Here is a 24,815-nt window from a genome sequence, read left to right on the forward strand (position 1 = left end):
AAATAGTTGTTGAGTTGTTGCAAAAGTTTCAGGTGACCGGCCGGGTCACAGTACTATTCGCAAGACAGGTCCAACTGGATGCAAGATTCTAAAATTCTTTTTGGAAACGACAGCTTTCGCATGCATTTCAAGGGGTTTCGCACGTTTCGGTCGTACACCGCCCCGTCAATCGCAAGCGGTTTTTGGCAGAAAGCCGATAGCCCAAGTCCAATCCATGCCGAAGGATCACCAGTACCTTGCCGCCCGCCATCACGGCTGAGGAAGTTACTCCTTCGCCCACAGTGGCAAGGGACCTGCCTTCTCCAGCCAGCGATACAGGGAGCCCCATCGCCAATCCTCGGCACGATCGACATGGCTTGCGAGTGGTGCGTTGCGTTGGGAAGCATCATCGTCTTCTGGCTTAAAACCGAATGGACTCGATGATTTGTTCGCCCGTTGAGAGGACGTGAACGCGGGCCTCGGCCTGATGTTGGCCTCTCACTCCCTCGGGCATCTCGTACAGATCGTGGATATCATTCCATTTTCCATTTTTGGACTGGCTGCGGATTTCACGCGTCGGGACGACTTGCCCATCCACGGTCAGGCTTAACAACTTGGACAGGGGTTCCTTCAGCAACCCTTGACCGGTGTTGGACCAGGCACAGCGGACTCGGATCGCAATCCCCTTCGCTGGGCAGCCAGTTTCAAAGGTGTCGTCTGGACCAATCGCGACGAGAGAACTCATCGGTCTCGAATTTTCTCCCTCCAGCCACCAGCTCCATTGCTCCTGCCTCTGTATGACATAGTCTGAGAGTGACTGAGACGCTGAGTGCATGATCAGTTGGTTGTCAGTCCGTGCGTCGCGGCGAACAGCGATCGTCCAGTTGTATTGGAGTGCTTTGAGCCAACCGTCCCAACTAGGTTCCTCCGCCAGGAACAGCGTGCGGAAGCCGGTGGTCATGTCGGCAAACCACCACGGTTGTGGGCCGTGTGCGTCCTGCAGTGCGACAAATGGAATCTGCCCACGATAAAGATGCAGGAACGGTTCGGTGTCGGTGAAATCGGGGTTGCCGAAATGAAACGTGCTGATCGCGGCGAATCCCCCACGATCCAACGAGTCATCCAACAACAACCGCACGAGGTCTTCGTTTTCCCCGAATTGCCATATCAAACGTCCACCGGCTTTCTCCAGTGGCTGCAATCGTTTCTTTCGATACTCGTCCCAAGTCAGTACTTTGCCGCGCGTCAAAGCACCCTCCGCCGCGCTGGCGTTCTCCGCCATGATATCACTCATGTGACTGTAAGTCCCTTCGCCGGGAACCTCGATCCAAGTCCCATAGTCTTCGTTGGCAACCGCGAACTGAACCGCCACGCCGTCTTGATCGGCGATCCGCTGGGCCGCCGCAATCCATTCCGGCTTCGCGTTCTTCGCGCCCCATAGGTGGATTCCCAGTCGCTGAGCGAGCAACACGGCATCGCGAGGACTGCCGGTTCCATGGGACTGAATTTGAGCAGAGAAAACTCTCAACTTTTGGGGAAGTGGGACCGCCTGGGTGGCACCGGAAGTTTGAGTCCTTTGGAGACGCAGCCGATCTGCCTCTGCGGCGATTTCCAAGCTGGCGAGTGCATCAACGGCGTGATAGGTCGACAACGGATTGGACAGCCAACCCGGCCGCTCCGCAAAACCATCATCGGGATTCTTCAGGCTGCGAAGAAACGTTGCCGCAGCCTGTTGGTCGAGCGGCTTGGCATTGAACAGTTGGAGTGAACGCAGAGCGGCTCGCGTGTAGGTGACCGTGCTCCGTGCGGACATGGATGGGTTGGGTTGCCAGGTGAATCCCCCGTCGTTTTGCTGACACGCTTGCAACCATGGGACCAGACGCTCTCGCAATTCACTGACCTGCCCGAACAAACTTGCCGCTTGCAACCCCCACCATGTTGCGACGACGTGACCGTCGCTGCCATCGTCGCTGGGTGTGTTGTTGAAGCTGCCGTTGGGACGTCGGCGCTGAGCAACATACACTCGCATGGGTTCGTTCAAATCATCCCACGACAGATTTAATTTGTCTCTGCAAAGCAGGGTTGCAATCTGCTTGCAGAAGATTGGATAGGCATGCTTCTCATATTGGTTGGCGTAGGGAATCGGCGCTTTCCAACGAACGGCCTTCGCATGAAACGCCGAAACATCCTGGCCGAGCCACTGCAACGTCTCGATCTGTTGCAAATCGAATTCTCGATAGTGCTGCTTCGGCGGCTTGAAAGCCGCCGGATGTTCGCGTCGCACAAACTCCGCCAGCATCTCGACGTCGGTCAACTCAATTTGTAACGCGACGCAACAGCCAACCACGGCATGCGTCGCAACCAAGTGAGAGCCGGGCTGATCACTCCAGCCGAAACCGCCATCGGGTTTGCGAAGCCCCATCAGGTAGTCTCGGAAACCCGACTCGGCGGCGTTCAGGCGTCCGCCCGTCACCCCAACGCAGCCAGCAAACGCCAAGGATTGCAACGCAACACGTCGCGAAAGTCGCGCACCCGATTGATCGATCATGTCCTGGCACCGAAAGAGTTTGTATCGTTTGTCACTTTTTAGGCCTCCACGGGAAGGTCTCGATGTCGACCCGTGCTTCACTCATCCGTCGTTCCGCTTTAGCAATTTGATCTGGGCTGTTCTGCTGGCCCTTGTTACCTATCGTAACCAACAATCATTGGACACCGGCGCGTCCCTTCAAAAACCTCGGTTCTGGGTATTACGCATGTTTCCATTGGATGAGCCCTTGTCTAGCACGCCCGTCGAAGCTTTGAGGACGTTCAGTTGCCACCAACCGGCTTGGTCGTTGGCTGGTTTGATCTCTTGTCGATCCACGGAAACCTGAGTGCCGATGTAATTCGCCACCTGTCGGCCACTTGAGTCCGTCAATGTGGCGGAGGCGGTCTCTCCCGGAGGAGATGCTTTTCTAGCTCTCTCAACTGGCCGGCTTCGGAGGAACCCTAGCATTATCGACCGGCGCTACGCCTTGATCGTGTACGGCTCGCGCTGCGGCCGAGCTACCCATGTGGCCGCCTCTTTGTCACCAACGATTTGCTCTTCGGTCGAATCCCACGTTAGCTTCCGTCCCAGTCGAAGCGAGATGTTCGTCAAGTGACACGCGGTAATCGTTCGATGCTGGATCCGGACGGGCGAGACCGGCTCCTCTCGCGTCGAGCAGCAGTGAAAGAAGTTCCCCATATGATCCAGGCTTGGCTTGGCTCGCCATGCGTCGCTTGGCAGGGGCGTCTCCTTCAACTCTTCGACCGGGCCTCCGTAGACACCGCCCCGATTGACGAAGACACGTCCTTTGTCGCCGATGAACATGATGCCGTTTCGGTCGAAGGCTTTGATTTCGTCTGGACAGTCCTCTCCGAAGAGGGCGTTGGTTTTTTCTGGCGTCATGGCTTCGTGCCCAAGGGCGACGCCGCCGTAGAGTCGCCGATCGTTGATCGAGGAGAAGTAGAGCAGTTCGACGCCGCCGGGATAGGTCATTCGGGAGAAAAAGCGATCAGCCGTATTGAAACAGCCCTCGCGGCCTTTGTTCGGGAATATGCCGCGCGCTTCGATCGACGTCGGGCCGGTCAATTCGCAATCAGCACCCCAATGAGCAATATCCATATGATGGTTGCCCCAGTCGGTGATGATCCCTCCAGCGTATTCATACCACCAACGGAAATTCTGATGGGTCCGTTGTCGACAATATTCGTGCTGCGGTGCTTGCCCTTGATAGAGGTCCCAATCGAGTTGCTTCGGCACGTCGGTCGCTTCAAACGGGCCAGCCTTGGTGCTGTAGTACGGCAGCGCGACCCTTGGCCTCCGACACCAATCGCACCGATTCGTGGCCGATCGTTTTTCGATGTCGGCGTTTGGGCACCAGCTTGTCTGGCGGTTAGCCAATAGGGAGCTATCAAAGCTTACCATTGAGTCCTGGTCAGTACCCAGTCACCGTACTTGCACCGGGCTTCGCGCCTCAGCAGGTCAACTTCGATCTCGATCCGTCGTCAAAGGACCTCGATTTTGAGTTGAAAGTCGGCAACCCTCTCACTCTTGAAATCGTTGACCACGACGGTCAGCCGATCCCAGATGTCTATGTTGGGATCGGCCAGTGGCGAGGGACCGAAGCGATCTACAACGAAAAGCGCTCCAGTGTTCCTGAGAGTGGGATTCCAAGAAAATCGGATTCCAAGGGGATCTACCAATGGGACTGGGCTCCCGAAGACGCGGTTGTCTATCGCCTCGGCAAACAGGGGTTTGTAACGACGGAAGTCGGGTTGGTTGCCAGGGAACAGCCACACCGAATCGAATTGTCGCCGCAAATGAAAATTTTTGGCACGGTGACCGACAAGCAAACAGGCAAGCCGATCGGAGAGTTTTCGGTCGTGCCTGTGAAGGCTTTTCGACCCGACTTCTACTCAACCAGTTTTCAAGATCGCCTCCAAGCGAAGGAGGGTAAGTTCGAGATTCCAATTGAAAGCCATGGGCAGACGGGCAACCGCTACATGGTCCGAATCGAAGCCGACGGTTACCGGACCGCCTTTTCAAACAAGTCGATGGAAGTTGGAGACGCTCCACTGCGTGAAGACTTTCAATTAGAGTCTGCGGCGCCAATTGAAGCTCAAGTGGTGAATCCGGATGGCACACGCGCCTTCGATTTCATGGTGGCGGTCGGTACACCAACGTCGGCTCCGCAATTTCGAATGGAGCGTCCCGATTCCAGCTTCGGAATTGCGATGAAAATCTCTGGCAATAGCCGATTTGAGCTTCCTGCCACATTCGAGCCGCAACTCGTCAGGGTTTTCAACGATCGCAGGTTCGCAGAGATTGACCTGCCATCGGATGGAACCCTTGGGAAGGTTCGCCAATGACGTCGAGTCAGTCGATCGCAGTCAAGCTGCAGCCAGGTGAAACGAAGAGCCTACGCTTGGGCAGTGAAGGCAGGCGAGTTGTGGGAAAAGTCATCGCGACGGGGCGCGACAATGACGGTTTAAGCAAGCAGTGGTCAATCAACTATCTCATCAGCCGCAAGCCTGGGCTGCCGCTACCCGAAGACGCTGAATCGCAGAACATTGCTACCGATCAAATGGTTGATCAGTCCATGCTGCAAAGTGACGACTTCTCCCCATGGCTTGGTACAAAGCCGCACCATTACGTCAAACTCAGCGAAGACGGAATGCTGCAAATCGACGGCGTTCCACCCGGCCAGTACGACTTGGTGATCCAGTTGTACGAGCAACCAGCGGGTTGCTTGGTGGAAACGATTGGCCAAGAGATCCTTCCGGTTTCGATCGAAGCCGGATCGAGCACGAAGGATCTGGCCGAAATCAAAGTCGAGTGTCGCAGCGGACCGAGGATCGGATTGTACGGGAGGATTCATTCAATTCGCCGATTCGTATTCCAAGATCGGTTGATCCACTGCCAACGTGTCACCAACGTTGGCAAGGACCTTCGCCACGATTCCATCCTGCTCAGCCAGCAACACATTCTCCATCTTCATCGCCTCCACCACAGCCAGATCCTGGCCGGATCGGACTTCACTACCCGGCTGCACTTTCAATTGGGTGAGCAGACCCGGCATGGGAGAAAGCAAGAACTTCGACATATCCGGCGGTTCTTTGACCGGCATGCAGGCCAACAGCTCTGCGGCGCGAGCTGTCAAAACCATGATGTCCAACTGCGATCCCCGATGAAACAGGCGGTAAAACAGGTTTCGCCGTTCCACCTGAATACAGCATAACTGACCATTGACCGTTCCACGGAACAAGGGTTGGCCGAACTGCCAATCGCTCAACACGAGATACGACTCGGAACCGTAAATCACTTGATGACCACCGTCGACGGGTCGGATCTCAACCAGGGACGGATGACCGTCGAACAGGATGACCCAGTGATCATCCGCCTTTTGTTCATACCCGGGCATTTGGCCGCTAATCCCGGCGGCCCGGTCCATGTAGGATCGGTGAATCGCCGCCGCCACGACAATCAGTAAAGCGGGATTGTCGTGGACCAGATCGGAGGGGTGGAATCCGTCTGGATAAACTTCCGCGATCATGTTCGTGCTGATGTCGCCTTTGCGGAACCGCGAATGCTCGATCAACGCAGAAAGAAAACTGATATTGTGCGACACGCCGCGAACATAAAACTCATTGAGTGCTTCACGCATGTGGTCGATCGCGCTGTCGCGGGTCATGCCAAAGGTAATCAGCTTGGCGATCATGGGATCGTAGTGCATCGATACTTCGCCACCCTCAAAGACGCCCGTATCCACGCGAACGGTATCGGAGGCAGGTGGCGCCAAGTATCGGACGAGTCGCCCGATACTCGGCAGGAAGCCGCGTAACGGATCTTCGGCATAGACTCTGGCCTCAATGGCCCACCCATTGAGCTGGACGTCCGACTGAGCCAAGGGGAGCACTTCCCCGGCAGCGACACGAATCATTAACTCCACCAAATCGAGTCCGGTCACAAACTCGGTCACCGGGTGCTCTACCTGAAGCCGAGTATTCATCTCCAGAAAGTAGAAATGGTGGTCACGATCGACAATGAACTCAACGGTGCCAGCCGACTCGTAGTGGACCGACCGCGCCAGTGCCACCGCTTGGGCCCCCATCGCCGATCGCGTCTCATCGTTCAGGAAGGGGGAAGGCGCTTCTTCGATCACTTTCTGGTGGCGCCGTTGCAGCGAACACTCTCGCTCACCAAGATGAATCACGTTACCGTGTTTGTCGGCTACGACTTGGATTTCAATGTGCCTTGGCTGTACGATGAACTTTTCGATGAAGACCCGATCATCGCCAAAGGATGTTCTGGCTTCCCCGGTGGCGCGTTCAAATCCCTCGCGGCACTCGTCATCGTTACTCGCAGTACGCATCCCTTTACCACCACCTCCAGCGCTGGCTTTGAGCATGACGGGGTAGCCTATCTGCTGGGCAACCCGAACGGCTGCATCGGCCGACTCGATGATGTCGGCACATCCGGGGACGGTATTGACTCCTGCCTCATGAGCCAGTTTCTTCGAGGTAATCTTGTCTCCCATGCTTTGGATTGCATGGACATTCGGACCGATGAACACGATTCCCTCGCTTGCCAGTCGTTCGGCAAAGGCGGCGTTTTCGGACAGGAATCCGTAGCCGGGATGAACCGCTTGTGCGCCCGTGTCCAAACACGCTTTCACAATCTTGTTGATGTCAAGATAGCTTTGTGCCGAAGGCGGAGGACCGATGTGGACTGCTTCGTCGGCCATCGAGACGTGCAGCGCGTCACGGTCCGCATCGGAATAGACTGCCACCGTGGCAATGCCCATGCGGCGGGCGGTCTTGATCACACGGCATGCAATTTCACCGCGGTTGGCGATCAGGATTTTGTTAAACATGAATAGTATCTTGCGCTCGAATTTCGTTGTCCGTCGATCCAGGTTGCCTGATCAACAAAGCATGGCCGCAAAAAGGATGTCGTGGGATGGCTTCAACAGGCCGTCCTACAAACGAAGCAGAGATTCAATTCTGGCACGATCCTAAAGCGGAATGTTTCCGTGCTTTCGCCATGGATTTTCAAGTTTTTTGGTTCGTAGCATTGCCAACGATCGGCAAATGCGTTTGCGGGACATTCGCGGCATGATGACATCGTCGATAAAGCCACGGTGGCCCGCGATGAAGGGATTGGCAAATTTGACTCGATACTCTTCGGTCAACTCGGCAATTCTCTCAGGGTCTTCCAATTCCTTGCGGAAGATTATTTCAACAGCACCTTTGGGCCCCATGACGGCAATTTCCGCACTGGGCCAAGCAATGTTGACGTCGCCTCGCAAGTGTTTCGATGACATCACATCATAGGCCCCACCGTAAGCCTTGCGTGTGATCAGAGTCACCTTGGGCACCGTCGCTTCGGCGTAAGCGTATAGCAATTTTGCACCGTGCTTGATGATTCCGCCGTATTCCTGAGCCGTGCCCGGCATGAAGCCGGGCACGTCAACAAGTGTCAACAAAGGGATATTGAAAGCGTCGCAGAATCGAACGAAACGGGCCGCTTTGATCGATGACTTGATGTCGAGACAGCCAGCCAACACAAGCGGCTGGTTGGCGACGATTCCGACAGGATACCCCTCCATTCGAGCCAGTCCTGTCACAATGTTCTTTGCGTGTTCCGGCTGCAGTTCAAAAAAGTCGGTGTCGTCGACAATCTTGAGAATCAGCTCTTTGATATCGTAGGGCTTGGTCGGTGAATCAGGCACCAGCGTGTCGAGCGAGGGTTCGATCCGGTCAGCAGGGTCAGGGGTTGGCCGACGCGGTGCCGCGACGCGGTTGTTGGCAGGCAAGTAATTAATAAATCGCCGCAGCATCGCGAGCGCCTCGACATCGTTTTCAAAGGCCCGGTCCGCAACACCTGAAACAGTCGAATGCGTAACGGCACCACCAAGCTGTTCCTGTGTCACTTCCTCGTGAGTCACCGTCTTTACCACGTCGGGTCCGGTCACAAACATGTACGAGCTGTCCTTGACCATAAAGATGAAGTCCGTCATGGCAGGAGAATAGACGGCTCCTCCCGCACAGGGCCCCATGATCAAAGAAATCTGCGGCACAACCCCCGACGCGAGGACATTCCGCTGGAAAACATCGGCGTAACCACCCAACGAAGCCACCCCTTCCTGGATCCGGGCGCCACCAGAATCATTGATGCCAATAATAGGGGCTCCGACTTTGATCGCATGGTCCATGACTTTGCAGATTTTTTCCGCGTGCGCTTCGGAAAGCGATCCTCCAAACACGGTAAAATCCTGACTGTATACAAAGACGACTCGCCCGTTCACCGTTCCGTACCCCGTGACCACGCCATCACCGGGAATGCTCTGTTCGTCCATGCCGAAATCCTTGCAACGGTGCTCGACGAACATGTCCCATTCCTCGAACACACCGGGATCCAGCAGCAACTCGACTCGCTCGCGCGCCGTCAGCTTGCCTTTCTTATGCTGCGCGTCGATCCGTCGCTGTCCGCCACCAAGTTCGGCGGCGGCACGCTTTTCTTCCAGCCGCTTGATAATCTCTTGCATAATCGTTTTCTATTTCCAAATTGCCAGGGCTTTTAAAACTTGGCAACGAAAGGGTTCCTATTCGAGTGGAGTGATCTGCAATCCAATTCGCCCCCCGCGGCCACATCTGCCCATTGATCAGTTGGTTCTGTGGACGAAGCATTTTAACATCCTACATCAAAACCGATCGCTTCTTGCGTTTGTGGATCATCCCACTTCAATCGTGATGACGAAATGCCATCGACGTGCAGGAAATCTCCGCTGTGACACGTCGGGTCACGGCGTGGGGTCAATAAGATAAAACCGGCGTTTTTGGCGAACAAATCTCGAACATTCCTTGCCCGAGCCGGTCGGATTGTCTGTCGAGACGTTTGGGACGCGAGGTCAGGAAACCGCGATTTTCACGACGTCGGAGCGTCGCTTGAGTCGTTCGGCCAAACTCGGTTATGCTAAAACACGCCGCAGTGCGGAGCCCCTGGGTCGTCGGGGGTCTATACTGGAGACGGCGTTTGCTACGGCTTTCCCGCCACTTTCTCTTCGACGAAACTTCCTGCTGCCTGACCGCGTTTGGCTTGGTTACGCAGTCGACGCATCTCGATGCCATTCACAATTGATGAATTGGGAACGAATGCTCGAAACAATCAATGAATAATGCCTACCTATGCACCTAACCCCTATTTCTGTTTGTGGCCGCATCAATCTGCTGCTGGTAGCCGCGATCGCTGTAGCTCAAGTTCCTTTTGTCGCTTGCGCCTCGGACGACTGGCCCATGTGGCGCAGTGATGCGCAGCGTTCGGCGGCAAGTACCAACAGCGTATCTGATTCGCTCAGCCCGCTATGGCAGCGAGAATTCACACAGCGGGTGCCCGCCTGGGACGATCCGCTCAATAGTGATTTGATGACCTACGATCGCATCTTCGAACCGATCGTCGTCGATGGACGAATGTTCGTCGGTTTCAATGATCAAGACAAATTGCTAGCGCTGGATGCCAGTACCGGACGCGAACTGTGGTCGTTCGCTACGGAAGCTCCTGTGCGTTTGCCCCCGGTGGGATGGCAGGGCAAAGTCTACTTTTGCAGCGACGATGGCTTCCTATACTGTGTTAACGCCGCAGATGGAACGCCTGAGTGGAAATTCAGCGGTGCACCCAATGCTCAACATGTGATCGGAAATCGACGGCTAACCTCCGCTTGGCCAGCTCGCGGCGGTCCCGTGGTGCGTGAGGGTCGAGTCTACTTCGCCGCCAGCATATGGCCCTTCATGGGCACCTTCATTTATGCACTCGATGCGGAGTCCGGCGAGATCCGGTGGCTCAACGATAGCACCGGAGCCCAGTACATCAAGCAACCGCATAGCGCACCTTCCTTCGCCGGCGTGGCGCCTCAAGGTGCCCTGGTGGCAACGGAAAGTGAGTTGATCGTGCCGGGCGGTCGATCGGTTCCCGCCGTCTTCGACCGGGCCACAGGCGAACTGCGCTATTTTGAGTTAAACGAGGGCGGCAAGGGAACGGGCGGATCGTTTGTCGCAGCGGCAGACGATCGCTTCTATGTGCACACTCGTGAAAAGGGAACACGAGCCTTTCAACTAACCACCGGAAAGAAAACGGCCTTTATGCCTAACGAACCCGTGTTGCATGCCGGTATCATCTATTCGGCAGAGATGGCCGACGACCAACCCATGGTTCGCGCTTTTGGAACGGACGAAAAGTTGATCTGGGAAATCGCCGCGGATGGACGCGGCGATTTGATTCTGGCCGGTGATAAGTTGATCGCTGCGGGCCACAACCACATCACCGCGATTCGCTTGCCCACGCAAGACAAACCGGCGAGCATCGTCTTTCAGTTGCCTTGTGAAGAGCACATCGAGCGATTGCTGGTTGCGTCCGAAAAAATCTTCGCGGTCACGCTCGACGGCAAACTGCTCGCCTTTGGCGACAGTGCGACTTCCCCCGCGCCGCCCGCCGAGTTGCCGGTTGAGGGAAATAGGGTCAAACCCAAAGACGCAACGGACAGCGGTCCGACAGCCGACTGGGAAACCAACACAGCTGACCTGCAAATCGTAAAAAGGATGCTCAGTAGCTCTTCGGCCGAAGGTTATGCTTTTTGGTATGGCTCAACCGATTCGGGCATTGCCCGCACGTTGGCCAGCGAATCACCGTTTGTGCAATTGGCCATGGTCGATTCTGACATCCGCCGTGTTCATCGGATGCGGGATCAGCTCGATTCGCAAGGCATCGAAGGTGTCACCGTTCATCATGCCCCGGCTGCTGCCTTTCGAGCGCCGCAGTACGTGGGGCACATGGTGTTCATCGCACCCGATGTTGTGGTGGAGATCGTAGATGAGATCACAGCCGGAAGTACGCAGTCGGCGAACGATGCAAACAAAGTAAGCGGTCAATCCGAAACGCTAGCCAGCTTGTATCAAACGGTGCGTCCCTATGGAGGAACGATGCATCTGATAACCTCCGATCGCAGTGGGGATGAAAGTGCTGCTGAGATTAACGCGGAGGACTTGGTAGCGCTCGTTGATGCACAGAGGCTCGAAAAGGCTCAGGTGGAGGATCGCGATGATGGAGTCTGTGTCAGCCGCATCGGTGCCCTGCCAGGTTCCTCCAATTGGACGCACCAATATGGGGACGTGGCCAATACGCTCAAATCCAACGATAGCCGAGTCAAGCTACCCTTGGGCGTGCTCTGGTTTGGCGGCAACAGCAATACGGACGTGCTGCCGCGGCATGGCCACGGACCACCGGAGCAAGTCGTTGATGGGCGGCTGTATATCCAAGGTATGAATAGCCTTAGCTGCCGCGATGTCTACACGGGCCGTGTCATCTGGAAGCGAGACTTTGGTGACCTAGGAACGTTCGACGTCTATTTTGATACGACGTACGAAGATACGCCACTGGATCCCAAATACAATCAAGTTCACATCCCCGGCGCGAATGCCCGAGGGACAAACTATGTCGTGACCGAAGATCGAGTTTACATGCTGGTCGGCAACGCCTGCCTGGCACTCGACCCGCTGACCGGAGAAACGCTCCATCAAATCGAACTGCCGCGCGATGAAAACGGCGATCAACCCGAGTGGGGCTATATCGGCGTCTACGAAGAGGTGCTCCTTGGCGGTTTGGGTTTCGCCAAGTATCGCGAACGTCATGAATTGGAGTTCGAGTCGGACGAAGGCCTGACTCTCAACAAAGCTGGCTTCGGTTCGAAGAGCTTCGACCGCGCGGCGAGCACAGGACTGATCGGTTTTGATCGGCATACGGGCGAACAAAAATGGCAGGTCATGGCCAAGCACAGCTTCTGGCACAACGGCATTGTCGCTGGTGGCGGCAAACTCTATTGCCTGGACAAAAACCCCAAGCCAATCGAAGAAGCCTTGTCTCGCCGTGGCCAACCCGAGCCTGACGACTACCGGATCCTGGCCGTGGATTGTCAAACCGGTCAGACATTATGGGAAGTTGAGGAGGGGATTTTTGGAACGTGGCTGGGCTATTCGCCTCAGTTCGACCTGCTGCTTCAAGCTGGCGCAAAAGCCAGCGATCGTTTGGTAGCAGAAACCGGCCACGGCATGACGGTCTACCATGCGGCCGATGGGACGATCAAGTGGCAGAACCCGGACCTGGACTACTCGGGACCCTGCATCCTGCACAATGATTGGATCATCACCAACGCCAACTCCTACACGGAATCGGCGGGCGCCTTCCACTTGCTCAACGGCAAGCGGAAGATGATTCAGAACCCGCTGACAGGAGAGACACAGCCATGGAGGATCACGCGTGCTTACGGTTGTAACAACATCATTGCCAGTGAAAACATGCTTACTTTCCGTTCGGGCGCCGCAGGTTTTTACGACCTGTTGACCGAAGGTGGCACGGGCAACTTGGGTGGCTTCAAATCAGGCTGCACCTCCAACCTCGTCGTGGCCAACGGCGTGCTCAATGCGCCAGACTACACGCGAACGTGCAGTTGCGCGTACCAGAACCAAACCTCGTTGGCCCTGGTTCACATGCCTGACATCGATGTGTGGACGATTGACCTGATCGCAAACAGCGCAACGCCAAATCAGTTGTTCAAGCGTTTGGCGCTCAACTTCGGTGCGCCCGGCCATCGCCGACAACCCGACGGTCAATTGTGGATGGAGTACCCCGTCATGGCTGGCGACTCCATTCCCATCGATATCGAAACCAATGCCGAGGCCAAGCCATTTCAACATCACTCGTCGCTGGTCAAAGGCGTGGATCGGCCATGGGTGCTGGCGTCGGGTTTGGAGGACCTGACCGAATTGCGGATTGGCATGCGAATCAAGTCGCCTCCTGCGAAGGCGGCGACAAAGAAATCGAATTCAAAAAAGACCGACGCGACATCGAAAGCCGAAGCGGTGGCGAACCCGCGCAGTAAGCAACCGGTGGTTGCCACGGCGGCGGATGTCGACGATCCCGTTCACCGCTACGATGTGCGTCTGCATTTCTCGTGCTCGCCAATTGCCAGCCAGGGGCGAAGAGTATTCGATGTTCATGCACAAGACGAGTTGGTACTGAGCAACGTGACGATCGATCCAGCCGATGGTTCGGGCCAGCAGACCGCCGAGCATTTGCTAGAACAAATCCCCATCGCGGGCAATCTACGATTGCGGTTCGTTCCCAAACAGGGGACCGCCGTCCTGTCGGGTATCGAAATCGAAAAACACTGAAATCGGCAAGAGTTCGTTGATATGAAGAAGCCTTTACCCATTTTTCTGTTGGCCGCCGCAGCAGTTGCTGCTTCGGCCGCCGCTTTGATGGCTTGCCAAGTCCCGGTGTTTCGTTACGCACTTGAACGTTGGTCGGCCGATAAGTACCAAGTGATCGTGCTTTCGTCCGGACCGCTCGACGCGACTTCACAGTCCAGCCTAAAGCGTTTGCAAACGGCCGAGGCGGATCGCGGAGCCAATTTTGAAGTGGTGACAGCCGACGTGGCGGCGATTCGCGACGAACGTATGCTCGCGATGTGGAAGCAACATCAGCCCAACGGCTTGCCACTCATGATCGTGCTCTATCCGCATTCGTCAGAGCAGGTGCCCGATCGCGTGATCGAGGCAGGCGCGTTCACCAGCGACGCTGTCGATCGAATGCTGCATTCGCCCGTACGAAAGGAAGTGGCTCAGCGGCTCGGCAGTGGACAATCAGCCGTCTGGATTTTTGTTCCCTGCGGTGATGCGGATAAAGACAGCTTGGCAATCCGCACACTGGAGCAACGCTTGGCCGCCGGCCAACAAAAGCTGACGGTACCCACCGCAGAAGAGCTGGACATTGACCCGCTGCGATTGGAAAAAAACCAGATCCCCCTCCGAATCGAATTCTCGATCGTGACGCTTGACCGCCAAGATCCACAGGAAGCATTTTTGTTAGCCGCACTGACGCGTAGCGAGCCTGACTTGTCGCAGACCGAGCCGCAAGCATTTCCTGTTTTCGGGCGTGGCCGAGTGTTGTATGCGCTAGTTGGTCGAGGGATCAAGCCCGCAACGATCGATATGGCCTGCACATTCATGGCTGGCCCTTGCTCGTGCCAAGTCAAAAACATGAACCCGGGTTTTGATTTGCTTTTGTTCCATAACTGGGATGACGTGGTAGCCGGATCGATGATTTCTGACGCCTTACCCGACGGATCGTCTGAACCCTTCTTGCTGACCATTCCCCCAGGCCGCTAAGCAGGTTCGGAACAGCTTCCTCTTCAGAGATCGGAGGCCACCTACCGACATCGGGTGCCACCAAGTCCGACTCGCACTTTAGGTCACCTCTGGGCGTGTGGTCACGAAACGACCCCCGTCCCCTTTTTCACGTTACTCCAAGTGCAGCTCGATGGTGTGTTTGTCGTCGCCGGCAATCGTTACGGGATGAACCTTCGTTTTCGCATCGGCTCGACCCGGGTTCGGCTTGCCCCACACATGGTACTGTCCCGGCGGAATGCCCTTGAATGTGACGGTTCCGTCATCACCAACGTTGGACGACCCTCCCCAACTGCCGACTCGTAATCCGCCTTCGGGCTCCAGTTCCACAATGAACTTTGATGTGATGGGCAAGCCTTGAGCATCCACGACGCTGATGTCGACTTGTCCCGACCGGACCATCTGTAGCGTCAGCGGACTGTCGTCGATGTGATGCTCGTTGAGGACCGAGTTGTAGTAATAGCCTTCTTTGTGACAGGCCAATTGGACGATTCCCTGCGGCAGAGCACCAAATACAAACTGGCCATCGTTGTCGGTCATCACGGTCGATTCACCGCCCGATGGATATCCCAATCCGTTCACGGCGACGACGTTCGATAGTCGTACCTTGACCTCCGAAAGCGGTTGACCGTCGACATTGACGACCTGACCTCGAAGCTCTTTCGCTTCGGACAAGTACACGTCGAAACGCTGAAACGAAGTCCTCGTGACCGTTGTCCATTCGATTCGTTTTGGGGCGTAACCATCCGCGTCGATCACAATGAAGTACCCGGCCGCTGGTATCCGCTCGATCGTGAAACGGCCATCCGCATCGGTTTCGCCGGTCACGACATCGTCGCCGACACGAACACGAGCCGCCGCGATTGGCTTCCCTGTCGCCATATCCCATACTATTCCTTGAATCACGCCACCGGCATCGGGTGCGAAACCGTTCGCTTCGAGCCGCGAGTCCGTAACGACCACGTTAGACGGCAGGCGTATCGCTTTCCAATCGATTTGACCACCGACGTACACGTCCAATCGCGGTGCGGCCACGGGCTGGCGGAAGTTGGGCTGGTCGGCCGAGAAGTAACTGCGAGGATTGTTGTACAGATGGTTCCAGTTGGCCGGTACCCAGACGGTGAACACCCAATTCACGGACGCGTCAGCCTGTTTGTCGCTGGTCTTGATCCAAAAACTCTCGTGAGTGCCGTCATGCACGACCAGCTCCAGCCGCGGGGCTAGCACGTTGGAGAAGGCGTCGACTGCCGCCTGCAACTCGGCTGTCGTACCGCGATACTCGAAATGCCACTCGCCGCCGCCGAATGGTGGCCCCTCCCACCACGCAATTCGCGTCGTCAGGTTCGCAACCTCGATCGCCCCCCGCGGCCAACCCGCGTCACGAACCGGTTTGTTACCCGTCCCCCCCATGATCAACGCAGAAGCCAATTGGCAATCCAACGCTAGCAGCAAAAACGCGGACAATAGAAATGACAGGTGTCGGAGGGAATTGGACATACGTGGACTCTTCATCAGTTGTCGATAGGGGGACGTAACGGGGCTCGGATTGAGATAAAACTGCGAGAAAATATCGCCCGTTTTCGAAACCGCTGTACACAAAACTGTAGCGACTTACGGTTTAAGTCATAGAGAGCAGCTGGACAACGCCACTTTGGAGCGGACACGTTGCAATTACAAGCACGAAGCGCGCGATTGGGTTTTGACGTAAGTGATCCACTCGCTTGCGCTTCGTGCTTGTAGGAAGATAATAGGGCCGCTATCCAGTTAGGGACGCAGCCCACGGAGTAAAGATTGCAGGAACGTGATTTGGACCGGCCGAAAGACGATTTTGAGCATATTGTGCAGCCAATCGAGCGGAACTTGATGCGTATTGCCTGGAATATTCTCGGAAATGCCCATGATGCTCGTGCTCGTCAAAGACTTTCTGTCTTACTTCAACACTTAGCGCCGAACGGAGAGGCAAAGGATGAACAAACAAGTGATAACAAATGGGTAGATGAACTCGTTAGTCAGCACCTGAGCTCACCCGTTCCAAGCGTCGTCGAACAACGACTGAAAAATGCGATCGGCACGGGAAAAACTCATACGGAGTTGTCTACGAGATCTCACCTGACTCGACGCAGAGTACTCGTCGGCGCAACGGTTGCTGCCGCAACCGGGATGGTACTCGGAGTTCCATTGCTTCCGAAAAGCACTCCACAAGCATGGGGGCAGGTTGCAACGCGGGTGCAGCAGAAGCCATGGGTGCATTTTTCGGGTGTCCATTTCAATGGCGACTCCATGGAGTTGTGGGTTTCTTTCAAACCTCGGGTGTTCGCCGCTAAGTTTGGTAACACCGAGTTTGCGCACTTCCAGCGAGCGAGTGATTCCACAAGCTGTTGGTATCGCGAATCCGAGCATTTGTTGATCGAAGACGACTATCGCCCAATGCCAGGTGAGTTCGGTCACTTAGAGCATCTCTTTAACGAAATGACCACAGGCGCACCGATTTCCAATTTTTCCGGACCCGATGAAATTGTCTCACAGACGAATCGAGTTATTGAGTCAGATGGAACTCAACGTTGGGAATATGAGTTTCAAATTCGAGCAATCGATGAGGGTAGCGAAGAGACGTATACGGTTCTTTTTCAAGTCGATCCAGACACGAAATTGCCCGTTCAATGGTCGAGATTCAAAGTAGATAGCAGCAAGCGACTTACCATGCGGATCGACTACCCAGATAGCGGGCCAACCTCAATCTTCGAACTTGGTGTACCACTCGATGTGGAACGAAAGCAGCGTAACAGCGAGATTGATCGCTAGCGATCATCCAGCGCCGCCGACAGGTACTCGGGATCGTCAAACAACCGCCACGCTCGCAGCACCGTCAGCGCATCGTTGGTGGGCCAGGCACCGTTTCCGAATGACACGCCGACCCAGCCATTCTTGAGTGCTCGAAACGGCGATCGTTGTGTGCTGCCTTCCAGGTAATTCATCTTGATGATGTGCTTCACGGCCCCAGAGAACCGTTCACGCTCGCGATCGGTCAGCGCTGAATTTTCAGCCGGAGCTTCCAGCAGGATGAGCAACGCCGTCAGGCTTGTCGGGATAGGGCTCGAAGTCGAGTTTTGTTACACTCTTCCATAGAAACTCAGTGGAGGGCAGGAGAGGCGACGAACGCTGCCAACGAGCTGACGGCGGCGTCCTCGTCGTGCAGACCGCCTAAGATGTTACCACCGAGAGCAACACGTCCCTCGCAGAGCGAAAGACGACAAACCAAGGCCAACGCTATGAGCCGAACGACGATCCTTGCACTTGTGATTGCAACCGCCGTGGTTGGCAACGCGAAGGCTCAACGGCAAGCGGAATCGTCGGAATTCAAGGCAGGCGAAATGGGCCTGTCCAACGTCATGCTTCATCGCAACATCGACTGCTACCGCATCACGACACCGAACGCGACGTACGATCTGGATAAGGTTGGCGCGGGGCTGGCGAGTATGATCGATCGCGACGGAAACGACTGGATTGGGTTTCATCCGGAGTCTGGCTCCGGCGCAGCGGGCGAATACCGTGGCTTTCCCAACGCGGTCTTCAAACAAGCGGGCAGCTACTTTCATGCTCGGAATTCCGGCACCGATCCGTGCGAGACGAAGATCGAAGAATCGTCACCCGATCGCATCGTCATTTCTGCCGTCGCCGAGAACGGTTTGTGGGCCGGTCACTACACCTTCACGCCGACAGCCTGCACGTTCACGATGACGAAAATGCCGAAAGGTCACAGCTATTGGGTGTTGTACGAAGGCACGCCGGGTGGGTCCTATGACGATTCCGATTGGTGGATGACCGCGGCGGATGAGAAGAAACACCCGCTGACCAAAAACTTCGAGGGTGATTTGGCAGGAGGAAACGGAGATGGCGAATGGATTGCATTCGGAGACAAGCTAGAACCGCGGATGCTGGTGCTGAGTCACGCAGAAGATGACTCACACCCGGATCGATTCTATCAGATGGAGAAAAAGATGACCGTGTTTGGCTTCGGTCGAGCCGGCATGAAAAAGTACCTTCGCTCGGTGCCTCAAAGTTTCTCCATCGGTTTCGTTGAATCGACCGAACAAGCCGCTGCAGCGCAATTCGCAGAGAACATGACGCTTGCTCTGTCGCCACCTAAACTCCCATGATCTCCAGCGGCTTACGGGTCTTCCACTTGCCTTGGGTGAAGTCGGGAAAATCGACGGCCAGCTTGAAGCCATCCGACGCGGCGGTGATCCGTTCGGAAGATGCCTGGCAGCATTGGGCAATCCGAAGCTGATCTCAACGCAATCAACCTGATCGGCCGTTGATAGGGGCTGGCAAAGGCATATTATCAGCAATTGGGCCTCTTTCGCGGGATTGGTGGGTGATCGTATCCAGGCTGGCGGTTTTCTTCGGCATGACAATGCAGAAGGAATGTCGAGGGAGGATGATACACATTGGATGTCTCTCCTCCGATAGAATCGGCATGACGATGGCAAACCGCTACCCACCAATTCCGTGGCAGAGGCAAATTGGAACGCCTCATGTTGAAAAAAACCTTCGCGCGCATTGCCTGTCTCCTAGATGGACAGCGCCACTTTGGAGCGGAAACGTTTTCATCTGCCGTTCGCCTGACAGCCCAACCGTACCCGTCTAAGTTTGGAAAATCCCATGAAGCTTCTTGCTAGTTTCTTTCTCGCTCTCGTCCCTTGTTTCGCAAACGGAGCAGAGAAGCCAAACATCGTATTCATCCTTTCCGACGATGTCGGTACAGGCGATATCAAGTGCTACTATCCGTCATCGAAGGTGATGACGCCTCATATCGACCAATTGGCTTCCCAAGGAATGAAGTTCACGCAGGCGTATGCCAATGGAGCGGTCTGTTCACCGTCGCGATATGCTCTGTTAACAGGAGCCTATCCGTGTCGCGGCCCGTTGAGAAGCGAGCCCGCCAGATACACAACGCCTTTGACGATTAACCCCAACGCATTGAGTTTGCCACGGTTCATGAAACAGCAAGGCTACCGAACCGCTCACATTGGCAAATGGCATCTCGGTTACGGAGAATCCGGTATCAAGAATTGGGCGGGGCTGATTAAGCCGGGACCACTTGAAATCGGCTTTGATTACACGCTGGGTCTTCCGACAAACCATAGCGATGGCTTTAAGACCTATGTCGAAAACCATCGTTTGAAGTGGCTCAAGGACAGCGTGCTGCATTTGGACGGCAAACCTGATACAAGCCAATTGACCGAGATCCGCTACGATGACGAGGTCGATTCGACACTGACAGCCAAAGCGATCGAGTTCATCAAAGAAGACTCTACCAAACCCTTCTTTGTCTACCTCGCTCTCGTCGCAACGCATACGCACATCACTCCACGTGCAGATTTCCGTGGCACAAGCCAGATCGGTCAACTCGGTGACTACATCCACGAACTCGACTACCACGTCGGGGAGATCATGGCGACGCTCGACGAGTTGGGGATTGCCGATAAGACGGTCTTGATTTTCACGAGTGACAATGGGGGCATGAAAAGCGATGTTGGTGGAGCCGGCAAGAACTTGAATCTCAGGAGCGAAGCGAACGATGTCGCCTTAAAGAGTAAGACAGCGAAGACGGACGCGCGGGAAAAATTTGGTCACAAGACCAACGGTGACCTTCAAGGGTACAAGGGCAGCAACTTTGAAGGCGGTTTCCGCGTGCCGTTCATCGTGCGCTGGCCTGGCAAAGTCGCTGCGGGCACCGAATCAAACCAGACAATCACACTGGCGGATACACTGGCAACGACGGCTGGAATCCTCAATCAACAACTCCCAAAAACCGCTGGTGTCGATTCATTTGACTTCAGTCCGGTGCTATTGGGTAAGCGTGTTGGTGAGCCGATTCGTACAACCACGATTTTGCAAACCGGCCACGGCCTGCTGGCGTTTCGTCATGGTGACTGGAAGCTTCGCTGTACGCGAGCACCCGACTGGACCGGCGAAAAGGTCACGCTACCCAAGGATTCCCCTGAGCTTTACAACCTAGCGACGGATCCTACCGAAAGCACGGATTTAGCGGAGAGTGAACCGGAACGTGTCCAGCAAATGCAGATGCTCTTGCTGAAGTTGCTGCGAAAAGGACGCTCATAATCAGCCTTGGTGGCAAGCAACATTGATACACAGGATGATGGATGCGTTCAACCGCGTCCCCGAGAGCGGAACGCCTCAGTTCTACTCATCAAGAATTCGAGTCGGTCGTCCAGTTCTCGAGCTACCCACGGAAGAAAATCGACAGCGGATTGCAGCCTTTGAATCTCAGATTGCAGCATTGGAGGCGGAAGCGAAGCCAGCGATCGAAGTCGCGCTGGCTGCTTGGAAAGCGGGGCTGAAAGCGGATGGCAATGAAAGTGATGCTGCGGGGTTGCCGGAGCCGCTTGTCACGTTGCTTGCGAAGCCAGCCGGTGAACGAAGCGATGAGGACAAGCTTGCCATCGATCAACAGTTGCAGGCCCACTTTGACGCGAAGGTACGGGGGGAATTCAGCGACAAAATTCCTCCATTGGCCAAGCTCGACCGTTTGCGGAAGAATTTGTCCGAATACAAAGCCGATCAAATTCCGCGAGTGATGGTGATGAGCGACGCGCAGCCTCGCCAAACGCATGTTCTCGATCGAGGTGCCTATTTGAGTCCGCGCGACGAAGTGAAGTTCGCGACGCCTCAGTTCTTGCCTCCGTTGCCCGACGGTGCGCCCGCGAATCGATTGGGGCTTGCACAGTGGTTGGTTTCACCTGAGCATCCCTTGACGGCGCGCGTACAAGTGAACCGGATTTGGCAGCACTTCTTCGGCCATGGCATCGTCAAGACGGCAGAAGATTTCGGTGTCCAGAGTGAGTATCCGATCCACAAAGACTTGTTGGATTGGCTGGCGGTTGAATTTCGCGAACATGGATGGAGCATGAAGCACATCATTCGCGGCATCGTCAACAGCGCAACCTATCGCCAACAAAGCCGCATCACCACGGAATTGCTCCAGCGCGATGCAGAGAATCGCTTGTACGCGCGAGCCAGCCGGTTTCGGTTGCCGTCGATGGTTCTGCGTGATTGGGCATTTTCCGCCTCCGGACTATTGGATGCTAAGATTGGCGGTGCACCGGTTTATCCGTACCAACCCGGCGAGGTGTGGGAAGCACTCGCGATTACGAAAGAGCGCGACTTCACTTACCCAAGCAGCAGCGGCAAAGACTTGTATCGACGGAGTCTCTACACGTTCTGGCGGCGTACCGTTTCGCCCGCGAACATGTTCGACGCATCGGATCGACATCGCTCGATTGCGCAATGCCTATGACAAACAACTGAACATCTATCGTAACGACTCGAAGGCATCCGCTGAGCTTTTGTCGGTCGGCGAGCAACCACGTGACGAATCGCTCGATGCTGCCGAGCACGCTGCACTCACGGCTGTCTGCTTGGCGATTTTGAACCTCGACGAAGCCATCACCCGAGAATAGAGATGCATCCGATCCTTCACGAAAACATCGCGCGCATCAATCGCCGACAATTGTTCGGTCGCACGGCCAGTGGTATCGGAGCCGCTGCTTTGGCCTCACTGATGAAGCGTGACGCCGACGCGAGCGAGTCGGCAGTCCCAGGAAGTACGGGACTGCCGGGAATTCCCCACCATGCCGCCAAGGCCAAGCGAGTCGTCGTGCTGTGGCAAGGTGGTGGCCCATCACACGTCGACCTGTTCGATGACAAGCCGGTGCTACGAGACATGGCGACCAAGGATATTCCTGATTCCGTACGTGGCAATACGCGGCTCAGCACCATGTCGTCGGGATACGGGAAATGGCCCTGCGTTCCGGCGATCAAGCCGCACGCGAACTACGCCGCATGTGGAATGCGAATGAGTACAATGTTGCCCGACATCGGCGCTCTCGCGGACGAGATCTGTTTGGTCCGCAGCCTGCACACCGAAGCGGTCAATCATGCACCGGGTGTGACCTTTTTCCTGACCGGCTCACAGGTTCCCGGTCGACCGAGCATGGGGGCGTGGTTGGCTTACGGATTAGGAAGCGAAACGGAGGAATTGCCGACATTTGTGGTGATGACCTCCAGCGACAAAGGCAAGACGTGCGGGCAATTGTTTTACGACTACTACTGGGGCAGCGGTTTTTTGCCCAGCCGTTTACAGGGCGTTCGGTTTCGCAACACAGGTGATCCCGTTCCCTATTTGGCTAACCCTCCCGGCGTCAGTGAGACCGCTCGAAGACTGTTACTGGACGACATCGCCGCGATGAGCCGTGCTCATCTGGAAGACTACGGTGATCCCGAGATCGATACGAGAATTTCTCAGTATGAGATGGCCTTTCGGATGCAGACCAGCGTTCCTGAACTGGTCGATTTCTCCGACGAATCGGCTGCGACTCTCGAACGTTATGGCCCGAACGTCCAAATCAAGGGGACATTCACCAACAATTGTCTTGTCGCTCGCCGGTTGCTTGAACGAGGCACTCGCTTCGTGCAATTGATGCACTCGGGTTGGGATCAGCACAACAACTTGTTTACTCAATTGGAAAAGCAGTGCATCGATACTCAGGCACCTTCGGCGGCGCTGGTTCATGATCTCAAAGAACGGGGGATGCTCGATGACACGCTCGTCATTTGGGGTGGCGAATTCGGACGCACTCCGTTCGGGCAGGGCGACCCGGCCAAGCCGACTGGCCGCGACCATTTCGGAAAGGCGTTCAGTTGGTGGTTGGCTGGCGGCGGCGTGAAGCCAGGTTTTGTCTACGATTCGACCGACACCAAGGAAAACTTGCAAAATTCGTCAGTGACTTTCTGATCCGCACCTATCCGCGACATCACATCACGTCCTATTCACGTCCACTCTACAAGACCGCGGAGTTCTGTGGCGGCTGTCATAAACAGTACCTCGACAAGGAAGTCAACACGGACATTGGCAAGGTGCAAGGCCAGAAGGGTCCAGATGATGCAGGTCGGAGCGGAAGGATCCTACCTATCGCAAAGTCCCACCGATTTGCATTTCGGTTTAGGCGAAGCAGAGAAAGCTGATTTGATCGAGATCGTCTGGCCCGACGGAAGCGAAGCAAAACACGAAAATGTTACGACTGACCAAATCGTCGAGTATGTTGGCGCGGTCCAGCCTAGACTCCTGCGCCATCGCGACGAATCAGATTGAAATCCACCAGAAAGGTTTAGAGGCTGGGGATTACGAGCAGCACGAGTACCGTCGATGCATTGATCCGAACGCGATGCTGACGGACTGCTCAAGCGGGCAGAAGGTCAACAGGGATAGAGCCCAGCATCAGCCACACTAACCAAGGCGTTTCGCTTCATCGGGTTGTTCACCGGTATCGGCTCGTTTCGACAAGGTTGCTTGCCAACTTGGCGACAGCTCCGGCACTGCGGCCAACCTCGCTGCCGCAGCTTGATTGTGCTTGTCATGATGCATAAGCTGATTCGCCGCCTCAATCGTCCACTCGGCATGCAAACGATCGACCAGCCTTAGCTCCATGCCGCGCTGAACATGGCCTTCGGTTAATACGCGAAAGTACCAACCAGTAAAACCGGTTTGCTGGACCTGCAAAGCAAGATCCTTGATGCCCCAACGCCGAGCCAATTTCCAACAGGGCTGGCGAGGTTGCGATACTTGAACCACACAATCGCCAATCGTGAATGTATCGCCGATGCAAACGTCACATTCTCGTAATGCTGCGACCGTGAAATTCTCACCGAAATCGCCTCCCAACAAGTCAGGCAACTGCAACTGCTTTCGCCAATACGGATAGTGAACCGCCGAGTAAACACACACTGCTTTGTGCGGGCCACCGTGGTGGACAAGATCCGCTTGCGCATCCCCTTGCAGGTTGGTCGTGCCGAGCCACAACAGCTCGGTGATCGATTCTTTTAAGAATCCAGAAGTCCACTCTCGCTCATCCGCCATCACGCGCGGCAAGCCAACTTGAATCGAAAAGATGCTGGGGACTTGACGCATTTACCAGTGTAGATAGCAAGGCTTTTGACAAAGGACGCCCAAGATTACACCTCTCAGTGTACGGAGTCCATGAGTGACGTTTAGA

General features: G+C 55.5%; 19 protein-coding genes. 10 read left to right on the top strand and 9 right to left on the bottom strand.

All coding sequences use genetic code 11. The annotated features are described in order from the left end of the window. Nucleotides 1-400: 400 nt before the first annotated feature. Nucleotides 401-2,527: a prenyltransferase/squalene oxidase repeat-containing protein gene (locus Poly41_RS23150; protein WP_146529358.1), complete on the bottom strand. Its 2,127-nt coding sequence runs from the start codon at nucleotides 2,525-2,527 to the stop codon at nucleotides 401-403. A 459-nt stretch (nucleotides 2,528-2,986) separates the two neighbouring features. Continuing rightward, nucleotides 2,987-3,928 (bottom strand): hypothetical protein, encoded by a 942-nt coding sequence (locus Poly41_RS23155; protein WP_261344909.1) that lies wholly within the window; start codon nucleotides 3,926-3,928, stop codon nucleotides 2,987-2,989. Here Poly41_RS23155 and Poly41_RS23160 point away from each other — a divergent pair. Beyond that, nucleotides 3,928-4,872 (top strand): hypothetical protein, encoded by a 945-nt coding sequence (locus Poly41_RS23160; protein WP_146529362.1) that lies wholly within the window; start codon nucleotides 3,928-3,930, stop codon nucleotides 4,870-4,872. The genes Poly41_RS23155 and Poly41_RS23160 overlap by 1 nt on opposite strands. A 173-nt stretch (nucleotides 4,873-5,045) precedes the next feature. On the opposite strand, the gene Poly41_RS23165 is transcribed toward Poly41_RS23160, so the two are convergent. From Poly41_RS23165 to Poly41_RS34280, 4 genes are all read right to left on the bottom strand, one after another. Next, nucleotides 5,046-5,381 (bottom strand): hypothetical protein, encoded by a 336-nt coding sequence (locus tag Poly41_RS23165; RefSeq protein ID WP_146529364.1) that lies wholly within the window; start codon nucleotides 5,379-5,381, stop codon nucleotides 5,046-5,048. Beyond that, nucleotides 5,382-7,376, bottom strand: a complete 1,995-nt coding sequence (locus Poly41_RS23170) for an acetyl-CoA carboxylase biotin carboxylase subunit (RefSeq protein ID WP_146529365.1) — start codon at nucleotides 7,374-7,376, stop codon at nucleotides 5,382-5,384. A gap of 141 nt (nucleotides 7,377-7,517) precedes the next feature. Beyond that, nucleotides 7,518-9,050: an acyl-CoA carboxylase subunit beta gene (locus Poly41_RS23175; RefSeq protein WP_146529367.1), complete on the bottom strand. Its 1,533-nt coding sequence runs from the start codon at nucleotides 9,048-9,050 to the stop codon at nucleotides 7,518-7,520. 143 nt (nucleotides 9,051-9,193) lie between these two features. After that, nucleotides 9,194-9,352, bottom strand: a complete 159-nt coding sequence (locus Poly41_RS34280) for a hypothetical protein (protein ID WP_197231549.1) — start codon at nucleotides 9,350-9,352, stop codon at nucleotides 9,194-9,196. A 338-nt stretch (nucleotides 9,353-9,690) separates the two neighbouring features. Between Poly41_RS34280 and Poly41_RS23180 the strand changes: the two genes are divergently transcribed. Both Poly41_RS23180 and Poly41_RS23185 read left to right on the top strand, forming a co-directional pair. Next, nucleotides 9,691-13,725 carry an outer membrane protein assembly factor BamB family protein gene (locus Poly41_RS23180; RefSeq protein ID WP_146529368.1) on the top strand — a complete coding sequence of 1,345 codons (4,035 nt, stop codon included), beginning with the start codon at nucleotides 9,691-9,693 and terminating at the stop codon, nucleotides 13,723-13,725. Between the two features lie 21 nt (nucleotides 13,726-13,746). After that, nucleotides 13,747-14,721, top strand: coding sequence for a hypothetical protein (locus Poly41_RS23185; protein ID WP_146529371.1), 975 nt, complete (start codon nucleotides 13,747-13,749; stop codon nucleotides 14,719-14,721). 132 nt (nucleotides 14,722-14,853) lie between these two features. Here the strand turns inward: Poly41_RS23185 and Poly41_RS23190 are convergent, their stop codons facing one another. Then, nucleotides 14,854-16,236 (bottom strand): carboxypeptidase-like regulatory domain-containing protein, encoded by a 1,383-nt coding sequence (locus Poly41_RS23190; RefSeq protein WP_197231550.1) that lies wholly within the window; start codon nucleotides 16,234-16,236, stop codon nucleotides 14,854-14,856. Between the two features lie 294 nt (nucleotides 16,237-16,530). On the opposite strand from Poly41_RS23190, the gene Poly41_RS23195 reads away from it, so the two are divergent. Beyond that, nucleotides 16,531-17,541: a hypothetical protein gene (locus tag Poly41_RS23195; protein ID WP_146529375.1), complete on the top strand. Its 1,011-nt coding sequence runs from the start codon at nucleotides 16,531-16,533 to the stop codon at nucleotides 17,539-17,541. Here the strand turns inward: Poly41_RS23195 and Poly41_RS23200 are convergent. Next, nucleotides 17,538-17,807, bottom strand: a complete 270-nt coding sequence (locus Poly41_RS23200) for a hypothetical protein (protein ID WP_146529377.1) — start codon at nucleotides 17,805-17,807, stop codon at nucleotides 17,538-17,540. The genes Poly41_RS23195 and Poly41_RS23200 overlap by 4 nt on opposite strands. 201 nt (nucleotides 17,808-18,008) lie before the next feature. Between Poly41_RS23200 and Poly41_RS23205 the strand changes: the two genes are divergently transcribed. The 6 genes from Poly41_RS23205 (at nucleotide 18,009) to Poly41_RS23225 (ending at nucleotide 23,914) form a co-directional block, all read left to right on the top strand. Next, nucleotides 18,009-18,896, top strand: coding sequence for a hypothetical protein (locus tag Poly41_RS23205; protein ID WP_146529379.1), 888 nt, complete (start codon nucleotides 18,009-18,011; stop codon nucleotides 18,894-18,896). 505 nt (nucleotides 18,897-19,401) lie between these two features. Next, entirely contained in the window at nucleotides 19,402-20,865 is a 1,464-nt protein-coding gene (locus Poly41_RS23210) for a sulfatase family protein (RefSeq protein ID WP_146529380.1), read from the top strand. 22 nt (nucleotides 20,866-20,887) lie between these two features. Then, a complete protein-coding gene (locus Poly41_RS23215) occupies nucleotides 20,888-22,060 on the top strand; it encodes a DUF1553 domain-containing protein (protein ID WP_231615870.1) in 1,173 nt (390 codons plus the stop codon). Further along, entirely contained in the window at nucleotides 22,044-22,223 is a 180-nt protein-coding gene (locus Poly41_RS34285) for a hypothetical protein (RefSeq protein ID WP_197231552.1), read from the top strand. The genes Poly41_RS23215 and Poly41_RS34285 overlap by 17 nt, the downstream gene beginning before the upstream one ends. Before the next feature lie 2 nt (nucleotides 22,224-22,225). Beyond that, nucleotides 22,226-23,557 carry a DUF1501 domain-containing protein gene (locus tag Poly41_RS23220; RefSeq protein ID WP_146529382.1) on the top strand — a complete coding sequence of 444 codons (1,332 nt, stop codon included), beginning with the start codon at nucleotides 22,226-22,228 and terminating at the stop codon, nucleotides 23,555-23,557. A 144-nt stretch (nucleotides 23,558-23,701) separates the two neighbouring features. Next, nucleotides 23,702-23,914 carry an ASPIC/UnbV domain-containing protein gene (locus Poly41_RS23225; protein ID WP_146529384.1) on the top strand — a complete coding sequence of 71 codons (213 nt, stop codon included), beginning with the start codon at nucleotides 23,702-23,704 and terminating at the stop codon, nucleotides 23,912-23,914. Between the two features lie 135 nt (nucleotides 23,915-24,049). Here the strand turns inward: Poly41_RS23225 and Poly41_RS23230 are convergent, their stop codons facing one another. Beyond that, nucleotides 24,050-24,730, bottom strand: a complete 681-nt coding sequence (locus Poly41_RS23230) for an MOSC domain-containing protein (RefSeq protein ID WP_146529386.1) — start codon at nucleotides 24,728-24,730, stop codon at nucleotides 24,050-24,052. Nucleotides 24,731-24,815: the final 85 nt, after the last annotated feature.

The organism is Novipirellula artificiosorum, from assembly GCF_007860135.1.
GTDB lineage: Bacteria > Planctomycetota > Planctomycetia > Pirellulales > Pirellulaceae > Novipirellula_A > Novipirellula_A artificiosorum.

Bases quoted from the DNA above. Each gene is read 5' to 3' on its own strand.
- Poly41_RS23150 (WP_146529358.1), bottom strand. From the start codon at position 2,527: ATGATCGATCAATCGGGTGCGCGACTTTCGCGACGTGTTGCGTTGCAA.
- Poly41_RS23155 (WP_261344909.1), bottom strand. From the start codon at position 3,928: ATGGTAAGCTTTGATAGCTCCCTATTGGCTAACCGCCAGACAAGCTGG.
- Poly41_RS23165 (WP_146529364.1), bottom strand. From the start codon at position 5,381: ATGAATCCTCCCGTACAATCCGATCCTCGGTCCGCTGCGACACTCGAC.
- Poly41_RS23170 (WP_146529365.1), bottom strand. From the start codon at position 7,376: ATGTTTAACAAAATCCTGATCGCCAACCGCGGTGAAATTGCATGCCGT.
- Poly41_RS23175 (WP_146529367.1), bottom strand. From the start codon at position 9,050: ATGCAAGAGATTATCAAGCGGCTGGAAGAAAAGCGTGCCGCCGCCGAA.
- Poly41_RS23180 (WP_146529368.1), top strand. From the start codon at position 9,691: ATGCACCTAACCCCTATTTCTGTTTGTGGCCGCATCAATCTGCTGCTG.
- Poly41_RS23185 (WP_146529371.1), top strand. From the start codon at position 13,747: ATGAAGAAGCCTTTACCCATTTTTCTGTTGGCCGCCGCAGCAGTTGCT.
- Poly41_RS23190 (WP_197231550.1), bottom strand. From the start codon at position 16,236: ATGTCCAATTCCCTCCGACACCTGTCATTTCTATTGTCCGCGTTTTTG.
- Poly41_RS23205 (WP_146529379.1), top strand. From the start codon at position 18,009: ATGAGCCGAACGACGATCCTTGCACTTGTGATTGCAACCGCCGTGGTT.
- Poly41_RS23210 (WP_146529380.1), top strand. From the start codon at position 19,402: ATGAAGCTTCTTGCTAGTTTCTTTCTCGCTCTCGTCCCTTGTTTCGCA.
- Poly41_RS23220 (WP_146529382.1), top strand. From the start codon at position 22,226: ATGCATCCGATCCTTCACGAAAACATCGCGCGCATCAATCGCCGACAA.
- Poly41_RS23225 (WP_146529384.1), top strand. From the start codon at position 23,702: ATGATGCAGGTCGGAGCGGAAGGATCCTACCTATCGCAAAGTCCCACC.
- Poly41_RS23230 (WP_146529386.1), bottom strand. From the start codon at position 24,730: ATGCGTCAAGTCCCCAGCATCTTTTCGATTCAAGTTGGCTTGCCGCGC.